Annotated in this window: 18 protein-coding genes, 2 other RNA genes and 1 pseudogene; 12 read left to right on the forward strand and 9 right to left on the reverse strand. The window is 43.4% G+C overall.

Annotated features, from left to right (window positions below; translation table 11 throughout):
* The first annotated feature begins 79 nt into the window (after positions 1 to 79).
* From C7R94_RS11785 to C7R94_RS11800, 4 genes and pseudogenes are all read left to right on the forward strand, one after another.
* Positions 80 to 1,488: pseudogene (locus tag C7R94_RS11785) on the forward strand (helix-turn-helix domain-containing protein).
* A gap of 198 nt (positions 1,489 to 1,686) precedes the next feature.
* Positions 1,687 to 1,992 carry an aspartyl-phosphate phosphatase Spo0E family protein gene (locus tag C7R94_RS11790; protein WP_106781176.1) on the forward strand — a complete coding sequence of 102 codons (306 nt, stop codon included), beginning with the start codon at positions 1,687 to 1,689 and terminating at the stop codon, positions 1,990 to 1,992.
* A 254-nt stretch (positions 1,993 to 2,246) separates the two neighbouring features.
* Positions 2,247 to 3,107: a hypothetical protein gene (locus tag C7R94_RS11795; RefSeq protein WP_106781179.1), complete on the forward strand. Its 861-nt coding sequence runs from the start codon at positions 2,247 to 2,249 to the stop codon at positions 3,105 to 3,107.
* 121 nt (positions 3,108 to 3,228) lie between these two features.
* On the forward strand, positions 3,229 to 3,720 hold the full coding sequence (locus C7R94_RS11800; RefSeq protein ID WP_327934789.1) for a hypothetical protein: 492 nt from the start codon (positions 3,229 to 3,231) through the stop codon (positions 3,718 to 3,720).
* 542 nt (positions 3,721 to 4,262) lie between these two features.
* On the opposite strand, the gene C7R94_RS11805 is transcribed toward C7R94_RS11800, so the two are convergent.
* On the reverse strand, positions 4,263 to 4,907 hold the full coding sequence (locus C7R94_RS11805; RefSeq protein ID WP_106781184.1) for a hypothetical protein: 645 nt from the start codon (positions 4,905 to 4,907) through the stop codon (positions 4,263 to 4,265).
* 242 nt (positions 4,908 to 5,149) lie between these two features.
* Between C7R94_RS11805 and C7R94_RS11810 the strand changes: the two genes are divergently transcribed.
* Complete coding sequence (locus C7R94_RS11810) at positions 5,150 to 5,863, forward strand: hypothetical protein (protein ID WP_106781186.1); 714 nt, start codon at positions 5,150 to 5,152, stop codon at positions 5,861 to 5,863.
* Positions 5,864 to 6,145: 282 nt separating this feature from the next.
* On the opposite strand, the gene ssrA (C7R94_RS31100) is transcribed toward C7R94_RS11810, so the two are convergent.
* The 7 genes from ssrA (C7R94_RS31100) to secG all read right to left on the reverse strand — a co-directional run bounded on the left by ssrA (C7R94_RS31100) (position 6,146) and on the right by secG (position 13,951).
* Positions 6,146 to 6,495: a transfer-messenger RNA gene (ssrA, locus tag C7R94_RS31100) on the reverse strand.
* Between the two features lie 215 nt (positions 6,496 to 6,710).
* Positions 6,711 to 9,365: a KGGVGR-motif variant AAA ATPase gene (locus C7R94_RS11815; RefSeq protein ID WP_106781188.1), complete on the reverse strand. Its 2,655-nt coding sequence runs from the start codon at positions 9,363 to 9,365 to the stop codon at positions 6,711 to 6,713.
* Positions 9,366 to 9,367: 2 nt separating this feature from the next.
* A complete protein-coding gene (locus C7R94_RS11820; RefSeq protein ID WP_106781191.1) occupies positions 9,368 to 9,793 on the reverse strand; it encodes a hypothetical protein in 426 nt (141 codons plus the stop codon).
* 131 nt (positions 9,794 to 9,924) lie between these two features.
* Positions 9,925 to 10,280, reverse strand: a transfer-messenger RNA (tmRNA) gene (ssrA, locus tag C7R94_RS11825).
* A gap of 153 nt (positions 10,281 to 10,433) precedes the next feature.
* The gene (gene smpB / locus C7R94_RS11830) at positions 10,434 to 10,907 is read right to left on the reverse strand and encodes an SsrA-binding protein SmpB (RefSeq protein WP_106781193.1); all 474 of its coding nucleotides are present in this window, start codon (positions 10,905 to 10,907) and stop codon (positions 10,434 to 10,436) included.
* Positions 10,908 to 11,055: 148 nt separating this feature from the next.
* Positions 11,056 to 13,566 (reverse strand): ribonuclease R, encoded by a 2,511-nt coding sequence (rnr, locus tag C7R94_RS11835; RefSeq protein ID WP_106781195.1) that lies wholly within the window; start codon positions 13,564 to 13,566, stop codon positions 11,056 to 11,058.
* A 142-nt stretch (positions 13,567 to 13,708) separates the two neighbouring features.
* Positions 13,709 to 13,951: a preprotein translocase subunit SecG gene (secG, locus tag C7R94_RS11840; protein WP_047069672.1), complete on the reverse strand. Its 243-nt coding sequence runs from the start codon at positions 13,949 to 13,951 to the stop codon at positions 13,709 to 13,711.
* Between the two features lie 281 nt (positions 13,952 to 14,232).
* Between secG and C7R94_RS11845 the strand changes: the two genes are divergently transcribed.
* From C7R94_RS11845 to C7R94_RS11865, 5 genes are all read left to right on the forward strand, one after another.
* Positions 14,233 to 14,628: a YqzM family protein gene (locus C7R94_RS11845; protein WP_047069673.1), complete on the forward strand. Its 396-nt coding sequence runs from the start codon at positions 14,233 to 14,235 to the stop codon at positions 14,626 to 14,628.
* 82 nt (positions 14,629 to 14,710) lie between these two features.
* Positions 14,711 to 15,463, forward strand: a complete 753-nt coding sequence (locus C7R94_RS11850; protein ID WP_106781198.1) for an ABC transporter ATP-binding protein — start codon at positions 14,711 to 14,713, stop codon at positions 15,461 to 15,463.
* Positions 15,460 to 16,224, forward strand: a complete 765-nt coding sequence (locus C7R94_RS11855) for an ABC transporter permease (protein WP_106781201.1) — start codon at positions 15,460 to 15,462, stop codon at positions 16,222 to 16,224. The genes C7R94_RS11850 and C7R94_RS11855 overlap by 4 nt, the downstream gene beginning before the upstream one ends.
* A 107-nt stretch (positions 16,225 to 16,331) precedes the next feature.
* The gene (locus C7R94_RS11860) at positions 16,332 to 16,856 is read left to right on the forward strand and encodes an RNA polymerase sigma factor (RefSeq protein ID WP_106781204.1); all 525 of its coding nucleotides are present in this window, start codon (positions 16,332 to 16,334) and stop codon (positions 16,854 to 16,856) included.
* A complete protein-coding gene (locus C7R94_RS11865; RefSeq protein ID WP_106781206.1) occupies positions 16,846 to 18,081 on the forward strand; it encodes a YjgB family protein in 1,236 nt (411 codons plus the stop codon). Before C7R94_RS11860 ends, C7R94_RS11865 begins: the two co-directional genes overlap by 11 nt.
* A 43-nt stretch (positions 18,082 to 18,124) precedes the next feature.
* On the opposite strand, the gene C7R94_RS11870 is transcribed toward C7R94_RS11865, so the two are convergent.
* Positions 18,125 to 19,135 (reverse strand): ABC transporter substrate-binding protein, encoded by a 1,011-nt coding sequence (locus tag C7R94_RS11870; protein ID WP_106781208.1) that lies wholly within the window; start codon positions 19,133 to 19,135, stop codon positions 18,125 to 18,127.
* A gap of 183 nt (positions 19,136 to 19,318) precedes the next feature.
* Here C7R94_RS11870 and C7R94_RS11875 point away from each other — a divergent pair, with 183 nt between their 5' ends.
* Together C7R94_RS11875 and C7R94_RS11880 are read left to right on the forward strand one after the other, a co-directional pair.
* Positions 19,319 to 20,326, forward strand: a complete 1,008-nt coding sequence (locus tag C7R94_RS11875) for a FecCD family ABC transporter permease (protein ID WP_106781210.1) — start codon at positions 19,319 to 19,321, stop codon at positions 20,324 to 20,326.
* Complete coding sequence (locus C7R94_RS11880) at positions 20,326 to 21,363, forward strand: FecCD family ABC transporter permease (protein WP_106781213.1); 1,038 nt, start codon at positions 20,326 to 20,328, stop codon at positions 21,361 to 21,363. Before C7R94_RS11875 ends, C7R94_RS11880 begins: the two co-directional genes overlap by 1 nt.
* Positions 21,364 to 21,658: the final 295 nt, after the last annotated feature.

The raw sequence follows: 21,658 nt of genomic DNA on the forward strand, positions 1-21,658 counted from the left end.
AATATTCACATCAACTCCTACCTTCTGTAAAATATAGGAGGTTTAGTGTTTTCTTGTGTTAAGGAGGAGTAGATGTAATATGGGGCAAGGCAAGACAGTTCAACGATCATTACGATCAGAGATTGAACGTCATCTGAAAGATCGTGGTTACACACTGACTAGACTTAGCGAGATGACAGGTATTAATCAGGGAGTATTAAGCGACCTCTTAAATCGAATTCCACCACGGGCAATGACAATTGGTCACTTGGATGCACTCGCTCATGCGTTTGAGCAATCTCAAGGCTGGCTGTATGAATTGTACGAGGCCGAGTGTTTTGTAGAAGGAAGAGTATCGCGATCAAGGGTTGTCCCCTATCTGGTTCGATGCGCGGAAATTGGTCGGCGGGATTGTATTGATTCGATTGTCTACAAGGTACTGGACAATCAGAAAAACACGTCCATTCTCTTTCAGGTAGCTGAGCAACTCTTTACCAAAGGGAAACGTAAGGAATCGGTTCATTTTTATCAGCTCGTCATTGATACGGATAAAAACAGTCACAATGAGCGCTTCGTCATCGCACAGTATCGATTATTTCGAGCTCTACAAGGTACCGATTCCGAGAAAAATTGGGGGGCTGTCATACAATTTGATCCATATCGAAAGAGACTGCCTGAAAACTATCAATTGGATGCTCTATTACAGCTTGCTAATGTATGCTTTTCGCTTCACAAATGGAAAGAGGTAGAGCGTTATGCAGATGAGCTAAGAGAGTTGGCAACTGCTGTTTATCAGGATCAGTTGCGCGGGCGAAATATCAACAGAAAAATCCTTCCGCTGATGACTGAGCGGCATTTAGTTGTATACTACGGTCAGGGATTCCTTTTGAAGAGTGCTGCCTTGGAAAAGCAAGGATTGTATGAAGAAGCGAAGGAATATATCTCTGGTTACGCTGATCTGAGTGGGTTTGAACTGTTGGATGAAACCGGACAGATGGAGGTAGAAAAGTTTCGACTCTGGGCAACGGCTAATCGCTATACGTTAGATGTCCTCCTGGTGACATCGATGTTCTGCCAATTTACACTCGTTTCCTTATGGATCACCCAAAAGAGATCCTTTCTGGCCTAATAGCCATAATGGAATCGGCCAATAGGCATGGATTTTTAGTGGATGGGATTCTCAAACAATTTTCAAATCAGATCAATGATTTTAATGATTATGATAACCTCATCCAGACGGATCGTTATTTTCGTTTTCGATATGAGCTAGCTATGTATCGACTTAACAATGACCAGTACGTGAGCGGAATGGAGGATACTTTACGCTGTCTGGTTTTATCAATTATCATGAAGAATGACAGTGGATTCATACGTTGCGTTACACTATTCGAAGCTTTCCGATCACATGCAACAGATCAACAAACAAGGGAGTACAAGCGAATCATGGAGGCGGTACGAAATGAAGAGGTCGATTTTGCTATCAATAGCTTTAGTTTTGGGACTGTGTAGCAGCGTCACGAGTGGACAAGCAGCAATCCCTAAAGGAACCGTTATACAATATGAACACGGTGTTGGTGGGTAAACACTGACCGAAGGTAATCATCCTCTTTTGAGGATGTTTTTTTTACTATTCAAATTTTATCAACTGCCCACTTCCTGAATGCTAGTATATAGTTATAAATGTACTTTATTGTAATAAAATAGCAGGTGATAACCATAGGAGCTATTGCCTATAAAAAGGGCGCCCCACCCCTTCACCAGGTTATAGGAACGCCCGCAGGAGGAGCAGTTACAGCTCCTATAAGTAAATGTACCACGCCACCAAAAGATCGGGAAGGAGGAACTTATCAAGATATTGGTCACTTGAAAAAAAATGTGGAACAATTGCGCGAACAACTGGTGCAATTGTATTTAGAGAAAAATAATTTGTTGGATGATGAAGTCGTGGATTTAAGCCAGCAATTGGATAAATACATTCTAGCAATTCAATTAAAAATGATGAAAAAAGAATAAGAGTGAGATGATAATTCATACTTTATCGAAAGGAATGAATTAAAATGAATTTTAAAAGAGTAATATCGTTTGGATTGTTATGCTTACTGTTGGTTTTTGGTAGTTTTACCACAGCTTTGGCACAAGAAAACTCTTCAACATTTTTGGAAAATATTAAATTAGAGGATATTGGTAACCACTCAGATATTGAGGATTTCATTAGAGAGCAAGGCTTCTAACAATTATTAGAAAGCGATAGTAAGAAAAACGCGTTTGTGTCTGAGGAGTTTAATCTTCAAGAATTAGAAAAACCAGTGGCATTACGTGGTCTTAACATTAGTGAAGAAAAGTTAGATGAAATAGTTGAGGAATTAGGCTTGAGGAAACCTGAACCAGCAAAACTTAATTTCGAAGAGAATCTTCTGATTAAACGCTTTAAAGAAACAAACACAATTGCCAACATATGGTACCTACGTTATTCTACGAGTGATTCTGCATTCTCAATTGACATTCTAAATGTTGGAAAGGATCCCATTGATTCTATAAGTGGAAAATTAACTAAGTACAACAACAAAAATGGAGACTGGACATTTGATAATAACACCTTATTTAACGTAAAAAGTATTGGAACAGGCAATGTATATAGATGGATTCAAAATAAAGATGCTGTTTCAGATTACTTTGAATATAGCATCACTGTAACGGAAGATAATACTGTTTGGTATTATGCCAATTCGAGTGGAAGTAATAAATATGAATGGCAGAGATACAATTTTGATGCTGGTTTATATAGTGAGATGCAACCATTAGGCGGTCAAAGACATCATGTTGTTTCGGCAAAAGCATTAAAAGATTCTGGAATAAGCAATACTGGCAACTTTCCTGCCATTAGAATGATGTATGATGACCACCAAGAAACTCCAAGCTGGGGCAACAGCCATGCTGCCCAAAGATTTAAAGAGCAAGAACTTGAGTATTTGTCAAATCAAGATTATAAAGGTTTGATGAGATTCGAAGTTGACGCTCTTAAAGAAGTAAAGGACCCTGAGAATAAATTTAGTAGTTTGGCACACAAATATAACGATTACTTAGTAGCAGCTGCCGTCTTAGTATACGAATATTTTGGAGTTAATTAAAGATAACTAGTTCGGATTAAACCGTTACTGCATCCCCTCAATCTCTTCATAGTTAGACATGATTTTTCTTGAAAGATTGGGGGGAATTTTTTAGCAAGAAGTAATACTAGAAGTTGGGCAGGTGAATAGTTTGGATAATTTAGTAATAAATGAAGGGTGTTCTTTCGGTGCAATTAAACTAGGTATGCGCGAAGAAGAAGTACAAAAGTACATTCAGTTATATAAGGAAAAATGTTTTAATCCTAGAATATCATTTCATAGGAACTTTCGCTGTGAATATGATTCAGAAGGAAGGCTAATTTATATTGAAGTTGTAAATGATTTGAAAAGACATTTTAATTGTTTATTCAGGGATATTGATGTATTTAACACCAGGGCAAGTCAACTTGTAAAGATGATTGACATTCTCTCTCCGTATGATAGAAATAGTGCACATGGTGGGTTTGTGTATAAATTTCCTGAATTAGGATTGAGTTTTTGGAGAGGCAACGTTCTAAGTGAAGAAGACATGGAAGAAGACTGGTTTAAAGAAATGGACCCTGAGATACAAGAGGATGAGATGAAGAATTTGTATTTTGAAACTGTAAGTATTTATTCGATTTCTAATCCCTAAAAGAGTGAACTTACTATCTGTCAACTCTTACCCCTGTTTGTATGACCATCTGTAAACGCTAATCAAAAAGTTGACCATTTTTGGGGCAAACGCTCATCTCCGAGTTGACCACCTACGATGCTTCATTTCACACAAAGTAGCATTTTATTTCCTGTACCAATGCTCGTCAAGGATAAAGGGTAAACCCCTTGCTACGCAAGTCCTTGACGATCCTCGGCTCAGCAAAAACATTTGCTAATAGGTGTGAAAATGATGAGGTGTGTTCAGTCTTCCAGGTGGGTAACTTTATGTTGAGCAAAGTGGTCAACATTTTGGCGAGCGTTCACAGGTATTGAATGTAAACATTTGGGCTGGGCTTATTCTTAATTTTGTATTGTCGAGTGGGCTATATTGAAGAAATAGGCTTGCTGAGTCACGCCACATGGACGATGGAGTCGTAGCGCAAAGAAGGACTGCTTCGATCGTTGAATCGGGACAGTCCTTCTTATATTCGTGAGACACAGCTTTCCCTCCGGAATCAGAAAACGAACTAGGAAAGTAACCTAGAAGTAAGAGTTCCGATGCTGACTGCGCTTGCTTTTTTCAAGTGTCTTGATCAGCAAATATTTTTGTACGCCCTTGGATTCAGCAATGGCTAGTTTACCGTATTGTTCTGCTTCTGCCATGTTTTCTTGATGATAGGCCACTTCAGCATCGAGTAACAACTGGTAGATGCGGTTTTTGATCGCGGAGCGGTGCTGGTTGTAGGCATCTTGGTTGTTTTTTAGGAGTGCTAAATGTGCGGAGTAATAGTGTCGATGCTCTGATGAATCAATCTTTCCGAGTGCTTTTTCTACCAGATCGTAGTTACCGCGATGGAGTTCTACCACTACAGTGATGTAGGCGCGGAGTTTATCGGATGTAATTTTGGCTAGTTCTTTCTCGGCTTCCGCCTCGTTGTCGTGTAGATAGTAGTATAAGAAACGATAGTAAGGTTGTTTTGAATGTTTGACGTAGCCTTCAACTGTATTCATGTTAGTGCTGAATTTAAAAATGTACAGGTCTTTGCCGATGAGAATGACGAAAGCGATCATGAAAAAAGTGATCCATACGATCGGGGTAGGTTCTATGTCTAGGAAGGAGATTGTTAAGCCACCTGTGGCTCCGAGGAGGATCATGGTTAGTAGGTTGCGTAGAGTGGAAGACATAGTGGTGCTCCTTTGCTTGGGAGTATTCCTTTTAGTTTAACATAAGAGAAATGGCCTGCATCCAGAATTAGAGAAAGGGTCGTTTGTGGATTTTATGGCACTTCTACTTAGTAAATCTGTAGTATATTCTAGTCGTTAACCAGTTTTTCGCTTCCACAGTGTCTGATATAGCAAACGTTTGTTATATCAATCTTTTCAATTGCCAGGTTAAATCGCTCTTTACAACCTATAAGGAGAAAAATATGAAAAAAATATTTGGTTTCATTTTTGCCTTATCCATGACTGTGCTTACAGTTGGTTGCGGTGATTCGTCACTCACTATTTCTTCTAACTCCAATGGTACCCAGGTACAAAACGTGCAGAAAGAAGCAGAACGATTAACTTTTTCATTGGATTCAAAAGAATACTCAGTCCCGATTCCAAAGGTTGAATCCATTAATAAATACCTTGAACAATTCGATCAAAGTGATCGAGAAACCGAGATAAAACGAATGCAGGCTACAGCCTTCACATCAAAATCTGGGATTATATACAGTGATTTTCAATACAGTTGTGGTACAAAGCTTTGCAACCATACATTAGTTCAGATTAAAAATGATGAGATTAAATCCGTCCCTTTGCACTCTGGAAGCATCTTCTCTGATCATGCTTTTTCTCCAAATGAAAAGAACCTCGCTATCTTACTTGGAAAAAATGAAGGTACAGATGTTGTCCGAAATAGTGTAATGATCATAAACACAGAATCCTTAACGCTAGCCGAGCTTAATGACGCTAGCGACATTGTCAATAAGTTAACATCTACAGATTTCAGTATCCCTATACTTTCGTTAAATTGGGAGAATGACACAACATTAAAGATAACCATACCAGATCTAACCAACTATTCGTTTGAAACACTTGAACAATGGCAGAAAAAAGAGAATAACACGAAAGAAGCTACATTAAGTATTAAGTGACATTAAAAAAAAGCTTAGGTTAGGAAGCCTTTTTAAACTGTTCACGAGGATTTAAAGAGGATGAAAGAGCACTCAATGGACTACAACTGAACTAAAGCAAACCATGTTGAATCTGAAGACCAACTGGTCATATATTTGACCCTGCAAACCAAATGCAGCTTGTATAGTCTATGTTTCCGTGGAATAGTCATTGAGAAATTAGAAAATGTATCGGAAATTAAGAAATTTTTTCTGTATAAATAAAAAAACCACCCTCATTAGGTGGCTTCACTTTATGTATTTTGGTGGAGGCGGGGGGATTCGAACCCCCGTCCGAAAACAGCGATACATGAGCATCTCCGAGCGCAGTCACTCATTTACATTTCGGTACCGGATTCGCGGAGTGACGCGCTGGCCCGTTACCTAGCCTGATTGATCTTCTTCCTTCGGCTCAGGCGGAAGCCTCCGGCGTATCCCACTAAAGTTCGGCGCTAGTCATGCCCATGTAGGAAGGATAGTGATACTCAGTTGTCACTTTTTATGTGATTGTACAACCACAAAGAAGAATTAGATCAGTATTCACTTCCAGCATTTTTGCAGAATCTGATCTAATCTATGTAGCATAATCATTTCCATGCAGCGAAATGGCCCCCTTGCATCAATGACTATGGCTTTCGTCGTTTTCTTAAATACAGTACTTTCGCAATTATAACTCATTTATACCTCCCCCCTCATAAGGGGGATATTAATGATTAAAACGGAGGCCGAGTACATTCGGTCATGTCCTTTTACATCCATTCCTTAAAAGATAAGACAATAATAAAGAAAATGTTACAGCCTGCGGGATTAAGAAGGCTGTAACATTAGTTTATTTTCTACGTTGTGCTCGCTTTAATAGCGCAAAAACTTTTGGCCTTGCACCACTCTGTAGATTAAATCCGAGGCCTCTTCTAATAATTTCTGGCATGTAATAACCTGTCTCAATTTTCACAAGGTATCCCTGTTGTTCTAAAAATCTTGCTTCCTCGTTCGATAAGCCGAATTCTTCTAACTGGAAAGGTACTTGTTTCTGGTCAGGAACTTTAGTCTGTAATTTTGAAAATATTTTTTGGACTAGTGGCATTTCTTGCTCTATCTCTTTTATTTTTTGTTCAGAGCATGGCTTAATAGCATTACGTATTCCTGATGGGGATAAATAACGGTCGTTTAAAGGAGTCGTGTTAGTACTTTCAATAGCTGCATATCTTAAGAACCTTATTATATCACGGGCTTGTAATTGTTCATTCAAGTCAGATAAAACAGCAATAATCCAGTTAGCTGAATAAGCTTCTTTTGAATCCTTCCTTCCTAATTTAACTCCCCACAAAGGGTATAGTTTTTCTTCAAGGGCTTCTCCAGTTAAGTTCTCTATTGGTATCTGAGATGTACAAAATGAACTGTCTACTTCGCAACTTAGCCACAAAGCTAATCTCAATGCTTCTACATTAGTCCATTTTAATTCAAACGAAGAATATTGAGAATAAAACTGTGTCCAATTCTGTTCCACAGAGTTAATTGCAACATCTCTACGTAAAAGCAATATTAACCCAATTCGCCCATCTGGTATAGATCTTAGTTCATTAATAATTCCCTGACACAAAGCTCTAACAGCAGTCCGTTCTTTTGAAGAGTTGGTTACGTTCAAAAATAATTCTTCAAGACCATCCGCTACAAATAAGACTCTTTTATTTGCTTGTTCTAAGTATTCTTGTAACTCTTCAAACCTTTCAAAGGGTAGACCCGTAAACTTAATAATCTTCTTTCTCCAAAACATTTTCCATTCTGCTTCTGTACCAGTCTTTGGCTCAAATAATTCTATCTCGTCAATTAAATTAAGCATACTTCTTATATTCAATTTAAAGCCCAATTCAGTATTCAATTCTTCCATATGTTTAGCCATATCATTTACTGATTCTTCAGCAAGATTCTTGGGTTTCATAAAAGGTACTACATGAGTTATAGTATTAAAATTATCATTATTACCCTCTACTTTATTCACAAAATTTTCCCAAGTTGCGGAACGTAGTAATTGTAAATATGCAAAAGTCTTACCAGATCCTTTTGCTCCTAAAACAACGGATATTGGTGAAGTATAGCGATACTTACGAGTAATGTTCTTTAAAGGTATTGTAGTTAAAAAATTTGATATTAACTTAGTTTCAGCATGCTCCATCTCAGTAGCTGTAGTGACTAACTTTCTTAAAAACTGTGTTTTTTTCTTATCAGAAATAATTTTCTCTTTCTCAAAATTACCTTTAATGTCCACCCAATCTGAAACAAGGACGTCTATACTTTTAGACATTTCTGAATTGGAAAGCTTTCCATCAATAGAATCAAAACCCTCTAGATGAACTAGATTAGACGAAAATGAAAGAAACTCTACAAAGCGATCAAGAGGTCTGTCGATATCTTGCTCTTTATCCTTGCTTTTAAAGACTTCAAGAAATTCATCAGCCATATTCATACGATCATCATTATCTACTTCTTCCGGTACCATAGATATTAGTACAGAAGGATTGGGATACTTTTCATGTAGCGGTTTAGCATAAATTTGTTTTAAGATTGTTTGTAACCCGCGTCTTGATTGAAGAGAAGTAGAAGAAACATAAATTTTTCTTACTCTTGGATCAAATAAAAGAGGAGCAGAAAACTCACTAATGCCTGCTCTTAAATCTATTAGAACTGCATCGACCTCTAATTCCTTACCAAGTTCTGAAAAGAAATCTGAAATTACCCACTCCCTGTCGTTCATTTTTATTATATTTTCAGGCGTAGTTGGCATATGCATTACTTGTTGAACTTCTCGATAAGCTGGCAAGAAAAAATGTTCAACTATCTGTTTTTCAATAGGTAAGCGAAGTGTAGTTTCTTTTATCTTTTTTGCTACAAATGGTAGTACCTCTTCCCAATTTTTATTATCGTGAACCAGTGCTAAAGCATCTACCAAGCTCATGTCACTAAATAATCCTTGTGTTTCTGCTAACCAAGTAAGTCCAGGAGCTTCAATATCACTATCAACAATTAATAGACGATATTGACGATTCTTTTCGGAGTTTCTTTTAGTACTAAGAGCTTTTACAGTGGAAAGTAAAGATAAAGTACGCCCTACACCACCTTTATAAGAATGAAACGCTATCACAGGAACACCTTTTAGATCTTTGGGTTCAGATAATCTCCTAGCTATATCTCTGAATAATGGTAACGACTGGTTTTCAGCGAAAACAATACCTTCAGAATAGTCATGCGTCACTTTTAAAACCTTATCGCCAAAATCTAATCGAATATACCTGCCTTCTTTTGAATAGTGGTGACCAAACATTTCCTTCAAGGTGTTATCTGATACGGTATAATCTTCTTCAGAAAATTGATTACAGGTATTAATTACTACCTCATCATTATATACATCTACACTCTTCCATTTATCATTCCAATTTTGTAACTTAAATTTCCTTTCAACATCGTACCAGGTATAGAAAAGATCCATTATTAAATCCTCCTATTTATCCATTCAACAATATCCAACAACTCTTGAATTATTTTTTTCTCTTTTTCATAATCTACCTCAATACCATAACGCCAAACTTGGTTATATTCAGAAGGTGATGCTGCATCCCCATTTAAGCATGTAAGATTAGGGAGAAAAAAGTGACCATAACCCAAATAATTGAGGATATATTTAATATTATGCCCATTTTTCCCATTTAACTTATCTTTCAGGTCACTATGTAGCATAAAAGCCTCTGTGGTATTTCCCCTAATTTTTTTTAGTAGTAAAACCTTCAATCCACACTCAATGGCATAAAAAAGTAGTAATTTATGTGATACTTTTATATGTGGTTCGCTAACACTCCTGGAAATGGAATAATGGGTAGTGAACACCTTTTTTAGCTCATGAATCTTAGCATGTATCATTTAATTTCCCCTAAGATATCAGAATGAATAGATTAATTCATTACTTTCAACTGATTTCCAAGAAATCCTGCAAAAAAAGAAAAAACGCCTATTTCTTTATAGAGAAACAGACGGTTTATGTATTGAATTTTTGGTGGAGGCGGGGGGATTCGAACCCCCGTCCGAAAACAGCGATACATGAGCATCTCCGAGCGCAGTCACTCATTTAAATTTCGGTACCGGATTCGCGGAGTGACGCGCTGACCCGTTACCTAGCCTGATTGATCTTCTTCCTTCGGCTCCAGGCGGAAGCCTCCGGCGTATCCCACTAAAGTTGAGCGCTAGTCATGCCACATGGGCGATGGAATGGTAGCGCCTCACTGGTTATTAAGCAGCGAGAGAAAGTTGTTTGTTGCCAGTTAATGGCGTTCCGCGTTGTTGACGAGGTCCGCAGCCCCCCGGCTCGCTTCTCATGCTCTACCATCCCCGTCGAATCCAGAACGCCCCCAGGTAGGTGAGAAAAAGTCTAGGTGAAGAGCCATTAAATCCACACCTAGACTATATTAAACAGTGTATTGGCTTGTTGTTGCTTATTAAATATAGCACAGGCGACAACCAAAACTCAACGTTGATTGCTGCCAAGCCTGCCAGTGCAATCCAATCAGCCTTTTTGGCGTTCGCGCAGAGCACGCTCGATATCTCGCGCAGACTCTTTTTTCTTGAGGTCTTCGCGCTTGTCGTAGTTCTTTTTCCCTTTGACAAGTGCGAGCTCGACCTTGGCCCAGCCGCCCTTCAAGTAAATGCTGAGCGGGACCAGCGAATACCCTCTTTCGCGAATCAAACCATTGAGCTTGAGGATTTCCAAGCGGCGCATCAACAGCTTGCGAGTCCGCTCTGGCTCATGGTTAAAGCGATTTCCCTGCTCGTACGGACTGATGTGCACATTGTACAAAAGCAATTCGCCATTCTGCACACGGGCAAAGCTGTCCTTGAGCTGGACACGAGCCGCACGCACGGACTTGATCTCCGTACCGGTCAGCTCAATGCCTGCCTCGTATACTTGCTCGATGTGGTAATCGTGGCGCGCTTTTCTGTTTTGGGCGATTGTCTTGATTCCGGCCTTATCTTTTGACATGGAGATCACCTCACTTGTACGTACTGCGTTTCGTACCAGTTAGTCTAACAAATTTTGCCCATTGTGGCAAGTCATTTACCCGGTAAATAACCAACCCCGAAAAGGGAAACGGATCGCTCCGAGTACTTTCCGGGGTTTAAACAACTGTTTAACGGCGTTTCCGTTTCGCCTGACTGGCTACATTTTTGCGGTTCTTTTTCTTGGACTTGACGAGATCCTCCCAGAATCCCTTCTGGCGTTTCGCTGGGGTATCTCCTTCTCCTGCGCCGATTGGCAGCACTTCTTCACCGCTCGATGCTTTCCCTGATCCAGCACGGCGAGGAGGTTTGTTCCCTTCTGCTTTGCGGCGATCCTTGTATTTCTGACGGATTTCCGCCGGATGCTTTTTATCCTTTTGACGATCTGGTTTGCCAGGGCGATCTGGACGGCCTGTGCGTGAACGATCTTGTTTGCCACGTGTCGGCTTACGATCTCCACCGCGACCATCTATTACGCGAGGCGTACGCTCACGGCTGCCACGGAAGCCAGCCTTTGGCATCCCGACGATTTCGAAGTCGATGGTGCGTTCATCCACGTTGACATTGGCTACACGTACCTCCACGACGTCCCCGATCCGATACTGCTTGCCTGTACGCTCACCGACCAGCGCAAACATTTTCTCATGGTAATGATAGTAGTCGTCGGTTAAAAAGCTGACGTGCACCAAGCCTTCAATGGTATTAGGCAGCTCGACGAAAATCCCAAACGAAGTGACGCTGGAGATGACGCCTTCGAATTCCTCTCCCACTCGCTCAAGCATGAACTCCGCTTTTTTCAGATCGTCTGTTTCACGCTCGGCATCGACAGCCAACCGTTCACGCTGCGACGTATGCTCCGCGATTACTGGCATTTGCTCTGCCCAGTACCCCAGACGTTTTTCTGATATTTGATCCCCCAGCTCGATCCATTCGCGAATGCGGCGGTGGACGATTAGGTCGGGATAACGGCGAATCGGTGAAGTAAAATGGGTATAAAACTCCGTAGACAAGCCGTAATGCCCCAGACTTTCCGCGTCGTAGCGCGCTTGCTTCATGGAACGCAGCATGACAGTGCTGATAATAATTTCTTCCGGCGTTCCTTTTACCTCTTCCAGCAACTGCTGCAACGCACGTGGATGGACAGAATTGCCCTTTCCGCGGATTGAGTAGCCAAAATTCGTGATGAACTCCATGAAGGCCATGAGCTTTTCAGCGTTCGGGTCTTCGTGAATCCGGTACATGAACGGTTGCTTCATCCAGTGGAAATGCTCCGCCACCGTTTCATTGGCAGCCAGCATGAACTCCTCGATGATCTGTTCCGCAATCGATCTGGTGCGGAAGCCGATTTCCGTAGGGGTCCCCTCTTCATCGACGTAAATTTTCGCTTCACGGAAGTCGAAGTCAATAGCGCCGCGCTGCATCCGTTTTTTACGCAGCTTCAAGGCCAGCTCTTTCATATCCTCGAACATCGGGACGAGTCTGCTGTACTTTTGGGTCAAGGCTTCGTCCTTGTCTTCCAAAATACTGCGTACATCTGCATACGTCATGCGCTCATCTGTACGAATCACGCTCAAAAAGATGTCGTACTTGACGGTGTTTCCGTTCGCATCCATCTCCATATCGCAGGAAATCGTCAATCGATCTACCTGCGGATTGAGACTGCATATACCGTTGGACAAGCGATGCGGCAGCATCGGGATAACGCGGTCAACTAAGTAGACACTGGTACCGCGACGATACGCCTCATTGTCCAGCTGAGACTTTTCACGAACATAGTAGCTGACGTCAGCGATATGCACGCCGAGTCTTAGGTTTCCATTTGGCAGCCTCTCCAAGGAAACGGCATCGTCTAAGTCTTTGGCATCTGCACCGTCGATCGTAACCATCATTCGCTCACGCAAGTCACGACGACCGCTGATCTCCTCCTCGGAAATCTCATCTGGTGCTGCCTCAGCTTCTGCTAACACGTCCTCTGGAAAAGCTTCTGGCAGGTTGAACTTGCGGATGATCGACAGGATATCGACGCCCGGATCGTTCTTATGGCCGAGAATCTCGATGACTTCACCCTCAGGATTCACTCGCCCCTCTGGGTAGCGAACGATGTTCACGACTACCTTGTGACCATCTACAGCACCGTTATAGGCTTCTTTTGGGATAAAAATATCCTTGCCGAGCCGCTTTTCGTCGGGAATGACAAACGCGTAATACGTCTCGTCCTTGAACGTCCCTACGACCTGCTTCATTCCCCGCTCGACGATCCGAATAATTTGCCCTTCCAGACGATTGCCGCCCGCTTCCTTTTCCACACGGACCAGTACGGTATCCCCATGCAGCGCACCGTTCATATCATTCGCATGAACGTATACGTCCTCCGCACCCTGTGTTTCCGGGATCACAAATCCGAAGCCCTTCGGATGACTTTGCAGACGCCCACGTACCAGATTCATTTTTTCAGGCACACCATACCGATTCGCTCTGGTTCGGATCACCTCTCCGCTCGCTTCCAGTGCATTCAGTGTTTTCACAAGCTCCTTGAACGTGGCAGAGTCTTTGATTCCAAACGCTTCTTCCAGTTCCCTCACCGTCATCGGGTGGTATGCTTGCTCTCGCATAAACGCGAGTATTTTTTCTTGGTCTTCCATTCACAAACCTCCTTTTTCGCGTGGCATTCCCGCGTTTCTCCATGACCATTCTATTATGTAGTATTCACCGTTCCCGCATATCGCAATCGGAATAGAGAAAAAGACAGCAAGTTGCACTCGCTGTCTTTCGGCCGTTCGTCTATTACGCTCCTGTTTTCAAGAAATACCCGAGCAAAATCGCAAAAATCATGAAGCCAACCGCAAATACAACGGTCAGTTTCCCTAAAAGTGCGTCAATCCCGCGGGCTTTTTGTTTGCCCATCAGTTGCTCTGCGCCGCCACCAATCGCTCCGGAAAGGCCGGCACTTTTTCCCGATTGCAGCAACACGACGATAATTAAGCCAATACTTGCGATCACAAGTAAAATTTTCGCAGCCAATGCCATCTTCATTCACCTCAAAACGTATTTCCAAGGCGGAAAAAACCAATACAACAACTTTATCACACTTGTCTGGTAACAGCAACCCGCTAACCCTTCCATTATAAGAGAAATTCTCTCAAATAATATTGACCGTTATAAGGTAGAATAAGGACACCGTGTTTTTACGAAAAAATGGCAAATTGTGTACTTTCTTTGTCTTGTTTGGTAGTCGCCTTGATATTGTCAAACTTTTGCCGTAAAATTACAATGAAACTTTATAATTTGCTTTGGGAGGTCTTTGTCAGATGGCTGGGTCCAACAAAAAAGACATGAATCAAAACGATGTAATTGATTCCGCGAAGGCCTTTTTTACTTCGTTTGGTATCTTGTTTCTTGTTTTTCTCATTGCACTTGTAGGATCAATTATTTTCCCACCAAAACATGGCGAAGAAGCAAATGGTGGCGGCGCACCAACTGCACAAATTGACGCTGCTGCTGTATTCAAACAAAATTGCGCTTCCTGTCATGGTCAAAATCTCGAAGGCATTGCAGGTCCAAACCTGACAAAAATTGGAGCAACGCTTAGCGCTGACGACATTGCTAAAATCATCAAAGAAGGTAAAGGCGGCATGCCCCCTGGAATGCTGAAGAAACAACCAGAAATTCAAGCGGTTTCACAGTGGCTGTCGGAGAAGAAATAAGTACATAGATAGCCTGTAGGAAAGAAACACCGAAGACTTGTCCTCTTCGGTGTTTTCCGCGTTAATGGGGAGGCTTTTACATATGACCATCCAGATTGAAGCTTTGGGGAAACAAATCGACTCCTCTACGAGTACATGGTTGTTCCGTGACGTAAACACTAGCATTATGGAGCCTACGATTATTGGAATTCTGGGAAAATCAGGCCAGGGAAAAAGCACCTTGCTCCGTATTTTGGGTCGTCTTCTGCCGCCTAACGCCGGTACAGTTTTCTTGGAGAAAAAGGAAATGTCACTGTGGGACGCGAGAGCTTGGCGAATGAAAATCAGTTATGTGGCACAGCAGGCTGTTATGCTGCCAGGCAGCGTAGAAGACAACCTGCGGACAGTAAGCACCCTGCATCAGCGTCCTTTTGATAAGAAGCTCGCCTCTGACTTGATGGAGCAGTTATATATGGAAGAGATCGATTGGTCAAAACCTGCCGCTCAACTCTCCGGCGGTGAAAAGCAACGGCTCGCTCTCGTTCGCAGCCTGTTGCTTCAGCCACCTGTCCTACTACTGGATGAGGTCACCGCTTCACTCGATACGAAAAGCAAGCAGGCTGCTGAGCGGCTCCTCGTCGATTTGCACCATCAAACGGGCACGACCTTAATTTGGGTCACGCATGATTTAGAAGAAGCACGAGTCGCTTGCAAGCGCATTTGGTTTATGGCCAACCACCAGCTCGCAGAGGACACTGAATGTGAAGCGTTTTTCCGCTCGCCCCAATCCGTGGAAGCTCGTGAATTTTTGCAAGATGGACATGTCCATGCTGCCCTGAGTGAGGTGCAGCGATGACGCATACGTTTACGGGTTCATACATGTGGCTACTCTTTGCTTATGCCTTTGTTTTCATTGCCCTTCTGCTCTCCGTTTGGCAGAAGCTCGGTTTGGAAAAAGACATTTTGATTGGCACTATCCGCTCTACCGTTCAATTGCTCGCGATCGGCTATGTGCTACATTTTGTCTTTGCTGCCGACAGTGTCTGGTTTATTTTATTGATCATTCTCATGATGATCTTGGTCGCTTCGTGGAACGCTGCCAGCAGAGCGAAGCATTTATCAGGGATCTTTTGGCGGATCTCCCTTTCACTTGCGATAACAGAGATCATCACTATGGGACTGTTGGTTGTACTTGGGCTTGTCTCTCCTACGCCGCAGTACCTCATCCCGATGAGCGGCATGATTATTGGCAGCTCTATGATTGTCACGAGCCTTTTTCTCACGCATATGAACAGAGAAGTAGAAGCCTCCCATGGGGAAATCGAGACACTGCTTTGTCTCGGAGCGACTACACGCCAAGCCGTGCATGTGGTATTGAAGCGGGCCGTCAAAGCAAGCATGATTCCTACCTTTGACACGATGAAAACAATCGGACTCGTCCAATTGCCAGGGATGATGACTGGAATGATCGTCGCGGGTGCCAGTCCCATCGAAGCCGTGCGTTACCAAATCCTCATTATGCTCAGCTTCAGCTCCTCTGCTGCCATTTCGGCGGTTCTGATCAGCATGCTCAGCTATCAGCTATGGTTTACGCGGGATTCCATGCTCCACTCTTAAATACACACACTGTCGGACCTTTGTTTCCGGCAGTTTTTTTGTTTTTGTAATGAAATGCACCCTGAGTCGTCAAATTACAAGTAGAACGTACAAAAGGTGGTTCAGCTATGGACAAAAACGGTTTAATGGAGCAATGGTTCCTACGCTATGGCGATGATATTTACAAATTTCTTATTTACTACACAGGAACCCGTGATGTAGAAGACCTCGTTCAGGATGTCTTTTTAAAAGCGCTTCGGTCTCTGGATGCATTCGAAGGCAGATCGCAACCGAAAACATGGCTGTTGACGATCGCGAGGAATACCGCCATCGATCATAAACGAAAGCAACGTTTTCGTAATTGGCTGCCAGATAAATGGCTGGCGAATGTAGAGACGGAAGAAAAAACACCGGAAGAAATTGTACACGTACATGAGGAGCAGCAAGCACTTTACCATGCAATCCGTGACGTAAAGCCCGCTTTTCGCGAGGTGCTCATTTTGCGTGGAGTCAAGGGACTGTCCTCCAAGGAGACCGCTGAAATACTAGGGTGGTCAGAAAACAAAGTAAACGTAACATTGCACCGTGCCATGAAAGCCGTCAAAGAAATACTTGAGCGTGAGAAAAAGGAGATGATTGGCGATGCGATCTAATTCAGACCATGACTTACTAGCTAAATTGAAAGGGATGCCGGATATGAAAATGAGCGGAGAACAAAAGCACGAGATCGTTTCTGCTATTCGCAAAACAAATGTGAGTAAATCTGGGGGGACTGCTTCTATTCGTGGTTTCTCTGCGCTTGGCAAGGGAATGGCCCTCTGCTCCGTACTTGCTGTGACTGTCTGGCTGGGAGCCTCACTCCTTACGAACCAACAACAGAGTACATTGCCAGACACTGTTGCACCTATTGCTCCTGGCTCTCCTACCGCTTCTCCGGGACCAAGTCCAAACAACAGCGTAACAACACAGCCTATTCCGCAGTCAGAGGAGCTGTTGGCGCAAATTCGCTCAGATGCTGAAAAAGGCAAAGTACTCTCTATCCCCTTCTTACTGGAGAAAACAATGCTGGAGGAAGTAGAAAAGGAGTGGGGCAAGCCTGAAAAAACCTACGAAGCAAATGGTCTGACCTACTCCGCCTATCCGAAACATAAGGTTGTTTTCGGTTTCAACAAAGGGATGCAGCTCGTAGACATTCGCAAGAAAGATCCCCGCTTGATGCAAGTCAGTATGTCTGCTGTTGAAAAGAGCTGGGGAAGGCCAGCACGGATCAGCGAGTTTGGCAATCTGGTTATTTACACGTACGATGTAACAAGCAGCTATCAGGTGAAATTGATTTTTAAAGGAACACAAAAGCAAGATGATTTGGCGGTGGTTGAATACCAATTGTATTACCCCCAAGGAAACAAAAATCTAATGCTGTACGCGAACAATGCCGAGATTTTGCAGAGCGTGCGAGACCTTTCCAAAAATGGTCAGCCCTTCGGCAGTCAGTATCGTGTAGAAAAGGATGTATTCGATGACGCAGAAAAACAGCTGGGCAAACCAGATGTCGTCTCCTTCGTCAATGGCATCACATACAATACGTACCGGGATCTCAATCTAGTCTTCGCCTTTAACAAAGGAATGCAGATCGTTGATATTCGTTCCTATGACCCTCGCCTGCAAACAATCACACTTGCCGAGGTGCGTGAAACACTTGGGGAGCCAGCAAGCAAAACCACAACGGGCGGCCAAACTATCTACACCTACAAGGTAACCCCTGATTATGAATTAAAATTCATTTTCTCCGGCATCATGACCGATGATCCAAACAGCCTCTACATCGATCACGTAAACATTTACTACCCGCGAGGAACATTCAACAATATGGCGGGATAACCACACAAAAAAAAGACGGGAGCATCAGTCCCGTCTTTTCTCATTATTTACCGATGATGTAGCCTTCCAGCTCATCCAGTACTTTATTCGCTGCAATTACGCCACCGGAAGTATTCCAGATGGTGTCATCTACTTTGAATGCTTTGCCTGCTTTCACGACGTTCAGGTTTTTCCAAAGTGGATCGTTTGTCCACTCTTGCTCCAGCTTGGAAGCCTCGCCTTTGCCTGTTTCGTACGTGAAGTAGAACATGATATCGCCGTCCATTTCTGGAATGCGCTCTTTGGTTACTTCTGCTGCGAATTCTTCTTTGTCTTGAGCAGCTGGACGTGCCAGGCCAAGGTCTTTGAAGATCGCGCCAGTGAAGGTGTTTTTGTAGTAGATGCGAACTTTACCTGGCATAAAGCGAACAACGGATACTTTTGTGCTCAGTTTGTCGCCAGCTTTTGCTTTAAAGTCTTCTACGCGCTTGTTCCAATCAGCGAGGACTTTTTCACCCTCAGCCTTTTTGTTTACTGCTTCTGCGAACAAGGAGAAGTTTTCTTTCCAGTCGCCGCGTGGCTCTTCCACGAATACGGTTGGAGCAATTGCAGTCAATTGTTGATAAATTTTTTCATGACGGAATTTCATACCCAGAATCAGGTCAGGCTTCAGTGCCGCGATTGCTTCCAGGTTAGGTTGTCCTTCTGTACCAACGGATTTTGTACCTTCTAGGAAAGACTTGGTGAAATCGTAGAATTGTGTTGGATCATTAGCTGCACCTACAGCCCCTACTGGCTTCACACCGAGAGCCATCAGAGTTTCAGTACCTTGGTTAGTCAACATGACGATGCGTTCTGGTTTACCTTTGATGGTTGTTTCGCCCATCGCGTGTTTCACTGTGTAGCTTTGGCCGGAACCCTCGGAATTGCCTGTTGCTTGATCAGCAGGCTTTTGTTCTGCCGGCTTTTGTTCACTTGCTTGCGGAGCACCACAACCGGTAACAACCAGCAAGAGCGCCATTAAGACAGCAAAGAAAGCTTTACCGCCTGCGGTCCGATATGTACGAGAAAACATGATGAAAGGACCCCTTTCCCTTTTCTATAATGAGAATTCATATCAATGACAGAGTCTATCCTACTCCCCTGCTTGTCAAAAGTCAATCATAAAATGATAATGACTATCAACATCATTGACACTTCCTTTATGTAGCTCTACACTTAACTATGAAACCATCTAAGAAATAAGGATGTAACCATCATGAATACTTTTTTAGCTAGTAACTTTCGTAAAATTCTGGGACTGGTATTCGCCCTTCTCCTCCTGACTTACCTCAGTTATGCCAGCCTCATCTTTGGTGTCATTGACACGAGTTGGCAAACTGCGATTGATGCTTATACGAATTTTAACGGCTCCAATGAACACATCGTCATTAAAGAAGTGCGAGTACCGCGTGTGCTCAATGCGCTTACGGTCGGTTTCTGCCTCGGCTTGGCCGGAACTCTGCTCCAATCCTTGACGAGAAACCCTGTTGCAGACGTTGAACTGTTCGGTCTTAATGCAGGTGCTTCTCTATTTGTTGTGTTCGCCGTTACTTTTGTCGGGATCAGCTCCTTGACCCAATTTACGTGGATTTCCTTTTTAGGAGCCGCTGTAGCAGGTTTCATCGTCTACTTGCTCGGTTCATTCGGCAGAGATGGACTTTCGCCTGTGAAGCTGGTCCTAGCAGGTGCAGCTATCACCGCTTTAGCTTCTTCGATCCGACACGGCATGATGGTCCTGAATGAAAAGGCTACGGACGAGGTGCTTTTCTGGCTGGCAGGATCAGTCGGAGGCAGAAAGCTGGAATACTTAGCCACTGTCTTTCCTTATATGATTATCGCCTGGATCGCTGCTTTTGTCCTCGCACGTCCGATACAAACATTGTTGATGGGTGATGACGTAGCAAAAGGCCTCGGACAACGCACATTATTGATCAAATTCAGTGTCGGAATCGTCATTGTTCTCTTATCCGGTTGCGCAGTTGCTGTTGCTGGACCTATTGGTTTTGTCGGTTTGGTCACTCCGCATCTGGCCCGCTATCTCGTCGGAATCGATACACGCTGGGTACTTTTGTACAGCGGTCTGCTTGGTTCCATCCTACTGCTGTTAGCAGACATCGGCGCTCGCTATATTGCAATGCCTGCTGAGGTTCCTATTGGAGTAATGACAGCCCTGATCGGGATTCCGTTCTTCATCTATGTCGCACGCAAGGGGCTGGATAAATAATGAAAGACTACCTGTCTCTTCGCATCGGCAAGCGCTTTTCATCGTTTCAGCTACATAAAAAGACGATCTTGTTTTCGCTACTCTCCTTTCTGATCGTCATCGCAGTAGCGGTTGTCAGTCTCGGAATGGGTGAAATGAAAATCGCCTCGCTCGATGTGGTAAAAGTTTTGTTGGGAATCGGTTCAGAAGAGAATGCTTTGATTGTGGAGCAATTTCGACTGCCGCGCATCGTCATTGCCATTCTGGTAGGTGCTGCACTTGCGGTAGCTGGTGCCATCATGCAGGGTCTCGTCCGCAATCCGTTGGCTTCCCCGGATATTCTTGGGGTATCGGGTGGAGCATCTGTTTTTGCAGTCGGCTTCTTGATCCTATTTGAAACAGCGAGCATCAAGTGGCTTCCTCCCATCGCTTTTTTGGGGGCAACGTTGACGACATTCCTGCTGTACGCCCTCTCTTGGAAAAAAGGCGTCACGCCGCTTCGGCTCGTCATGATCGGTGTTGGAATCAAAATCGCAGCAGGTGCCATCGTCACCATGCTGATCATGTTCAGTCCGTTTTTGCTACAAAATAAGGCATTGCTCTGGCTGACTGGCAGCATCTACGGCGTTGACTGGAACGACGTATTCATGATTTTGCCGTGGGTCGTCGGACTGATTCTCGTAGCCGGCTTCCTTGCTAGACGTGTGAACATTCAACAGCTCGGCGATGATCTGGCGACGAGTCTCGGCAGTTCCTTGCAATTGGATCGCTTCCTCCTGCTGATGATTTGCGCGGCATTGACGGGAACAGCCGTCTCTGTTGGAGGAGATATCAGCTTTGTGGCTTTGCTTGCCCCACACATTGCCAAGCAACTGATTGGTCCGTCCTTTGGGGGTGCCATGACACTCTCGGCTTTCTTGGGTGCCATTATCGTATTGCTTGCCGATTTGATTGGCCGCATGGCATTTTCACCAATCGAGGTGCCTGTAGGGGTATTCACCTCTGCCATTGGCGCTCCGTTTTTCATCTACTTGCTATACAAAAACCGTAATCGCTAGGAAAGAACTTTGTCCCGCTGTGGTGGTGGGGAGGAAACAGGAGAAAACGCTCAGATTCTTGTCCCACCCGCTGAGGGATTCACTGCCCGACTCCATGCAAAAAGCGAAACCGCGTCCAAAGTTGTTCCTTCAGGATGTTTTTCAGAGGTGGACGCTTAAGAGCGTGTTTCGCTTTTTGAATGGAGTCTCGGTCGGTGTACAGCTTTCTTGTTAAACGAATTTTAAAAAGCCTTTAAAAGATTGAAGAATGTGCTCAGTAACGCTAGAGAAGAATATTTCCAGACGTAGCGACTTG

Origin of the sequence: Brevibacillus sp. NRRL NRS-603 (assembly GCF_003013445.1) — a bacterium.
GTDB classification, from domain to species: domain Bacteria; phylum Bacillota; class Bacilli; order Brevibacillales; family Brevibacillaceae; genus Brevibacillus; species Brevibacillus formosus.

Bases quoted from the DNA above. Each gene is read 5' to 3' on its own strand.
- C7R94_RS11805 (WP_106781184.1), bottom strand. From the start codon at position 4,907: ATGTCTTCCACTCTACGCAACCTACTAACCATGATCCTCCTCGGAGCC.
- C7R94_RS11810 (WP_106781186.1), top strand. From the start codon at position 5,150: ATGAAAAAAATATTTGGTTTCATTTTTGCCTTATCCATGACTGTGCTT.
- C7R94_RS11815 (WP_106781188.1), bottom strand. From the start codon at position 9,365: ATGGATCTTTTCTATACCTGGTACGATGTTGAAAGGAAATTTAAGTTA.
- C7R94_RS11820 (WP_106781191.1), bottom strand. From the start codon at position 9,793: ATGATACATGCTAAGATTCATGAGCTAAAAAAGGTGTTCACTACCCAT.
- smpB (WP_106781193.1), bottom strand. From the start codon at position 10,907: ATGTCAAAAGATAAGGCCGGAATCAAGACAATCGCCCAAAACAGAAAA.
- rnr (WP_106781195.1), bottom strand. From the start codon at position 13,566: ATGGAAGACCAAGAAAAAATACTCGCGTTTATGCGAGAGCAAGCATAC.
- secG (WP_047069672.1), bottom strand. From the start codon at position 13,951: ATGGCATTGGCTGCGAAAATTTTACTTGTGATCGCAAGTATTGGCTTA.
- C7R94_RS11845 (WP_047069673.1), top strand. From the start codon at position 14,233: ATGGCTGGGTCCAACAAAAAAGACATGAATCAAAACGATGTAATTGAT.
- C7R94_RS11850 (WP_106781198.1), top strand. From the start codon at position 14,711: ATGACCATCCAGATTGAAGCTTTGGGGAAACAAATCGACTCCTCTACG.
- C7R94_RS11855 (WP_106781201.1), top strand. From the start codon at position 15,460: ATGACGCATACGTTTACGGGTTCATACATGTGGCTACTCTTTGCTTAT.
- C7R94_RS11860 (WP_106781204.1), top strand. From the start codon at position 16,332: ATGGACAAAAACGGTTTAATGGAGCAATGGTTCCTACGCTATGGCGAT.
- C7R94_RS11865 (WP_106781206.1), top strand. From the start codon at position 16,846: ATGCGATCTAATTCAGACCATGACTTACTAGCTAAATTGAAAGGGATG.
- C7R94_RS11870 (WP_106781208.1), bottom strand. From the start codon at position 19,135: ATGTTTTCTCGTACATATCGGACCGCAGGCGGTAAAGCTTTCTTTGCT.
- C7R94_RS11875 (WP_106781210.1), top strand. From the start codon at position 19,319: ATGAATACTTTTTTAGCTAGTAACTTTCGTAAAATTCTGGGACTGGTA.
- C7R94_RS11880 (WP_106781213.1), top strand. From the start codon at position 20,326: ATGAAAGACTACCTGTCTCTTCGCATCGGCAAGCGCTTTTCATCGTTT.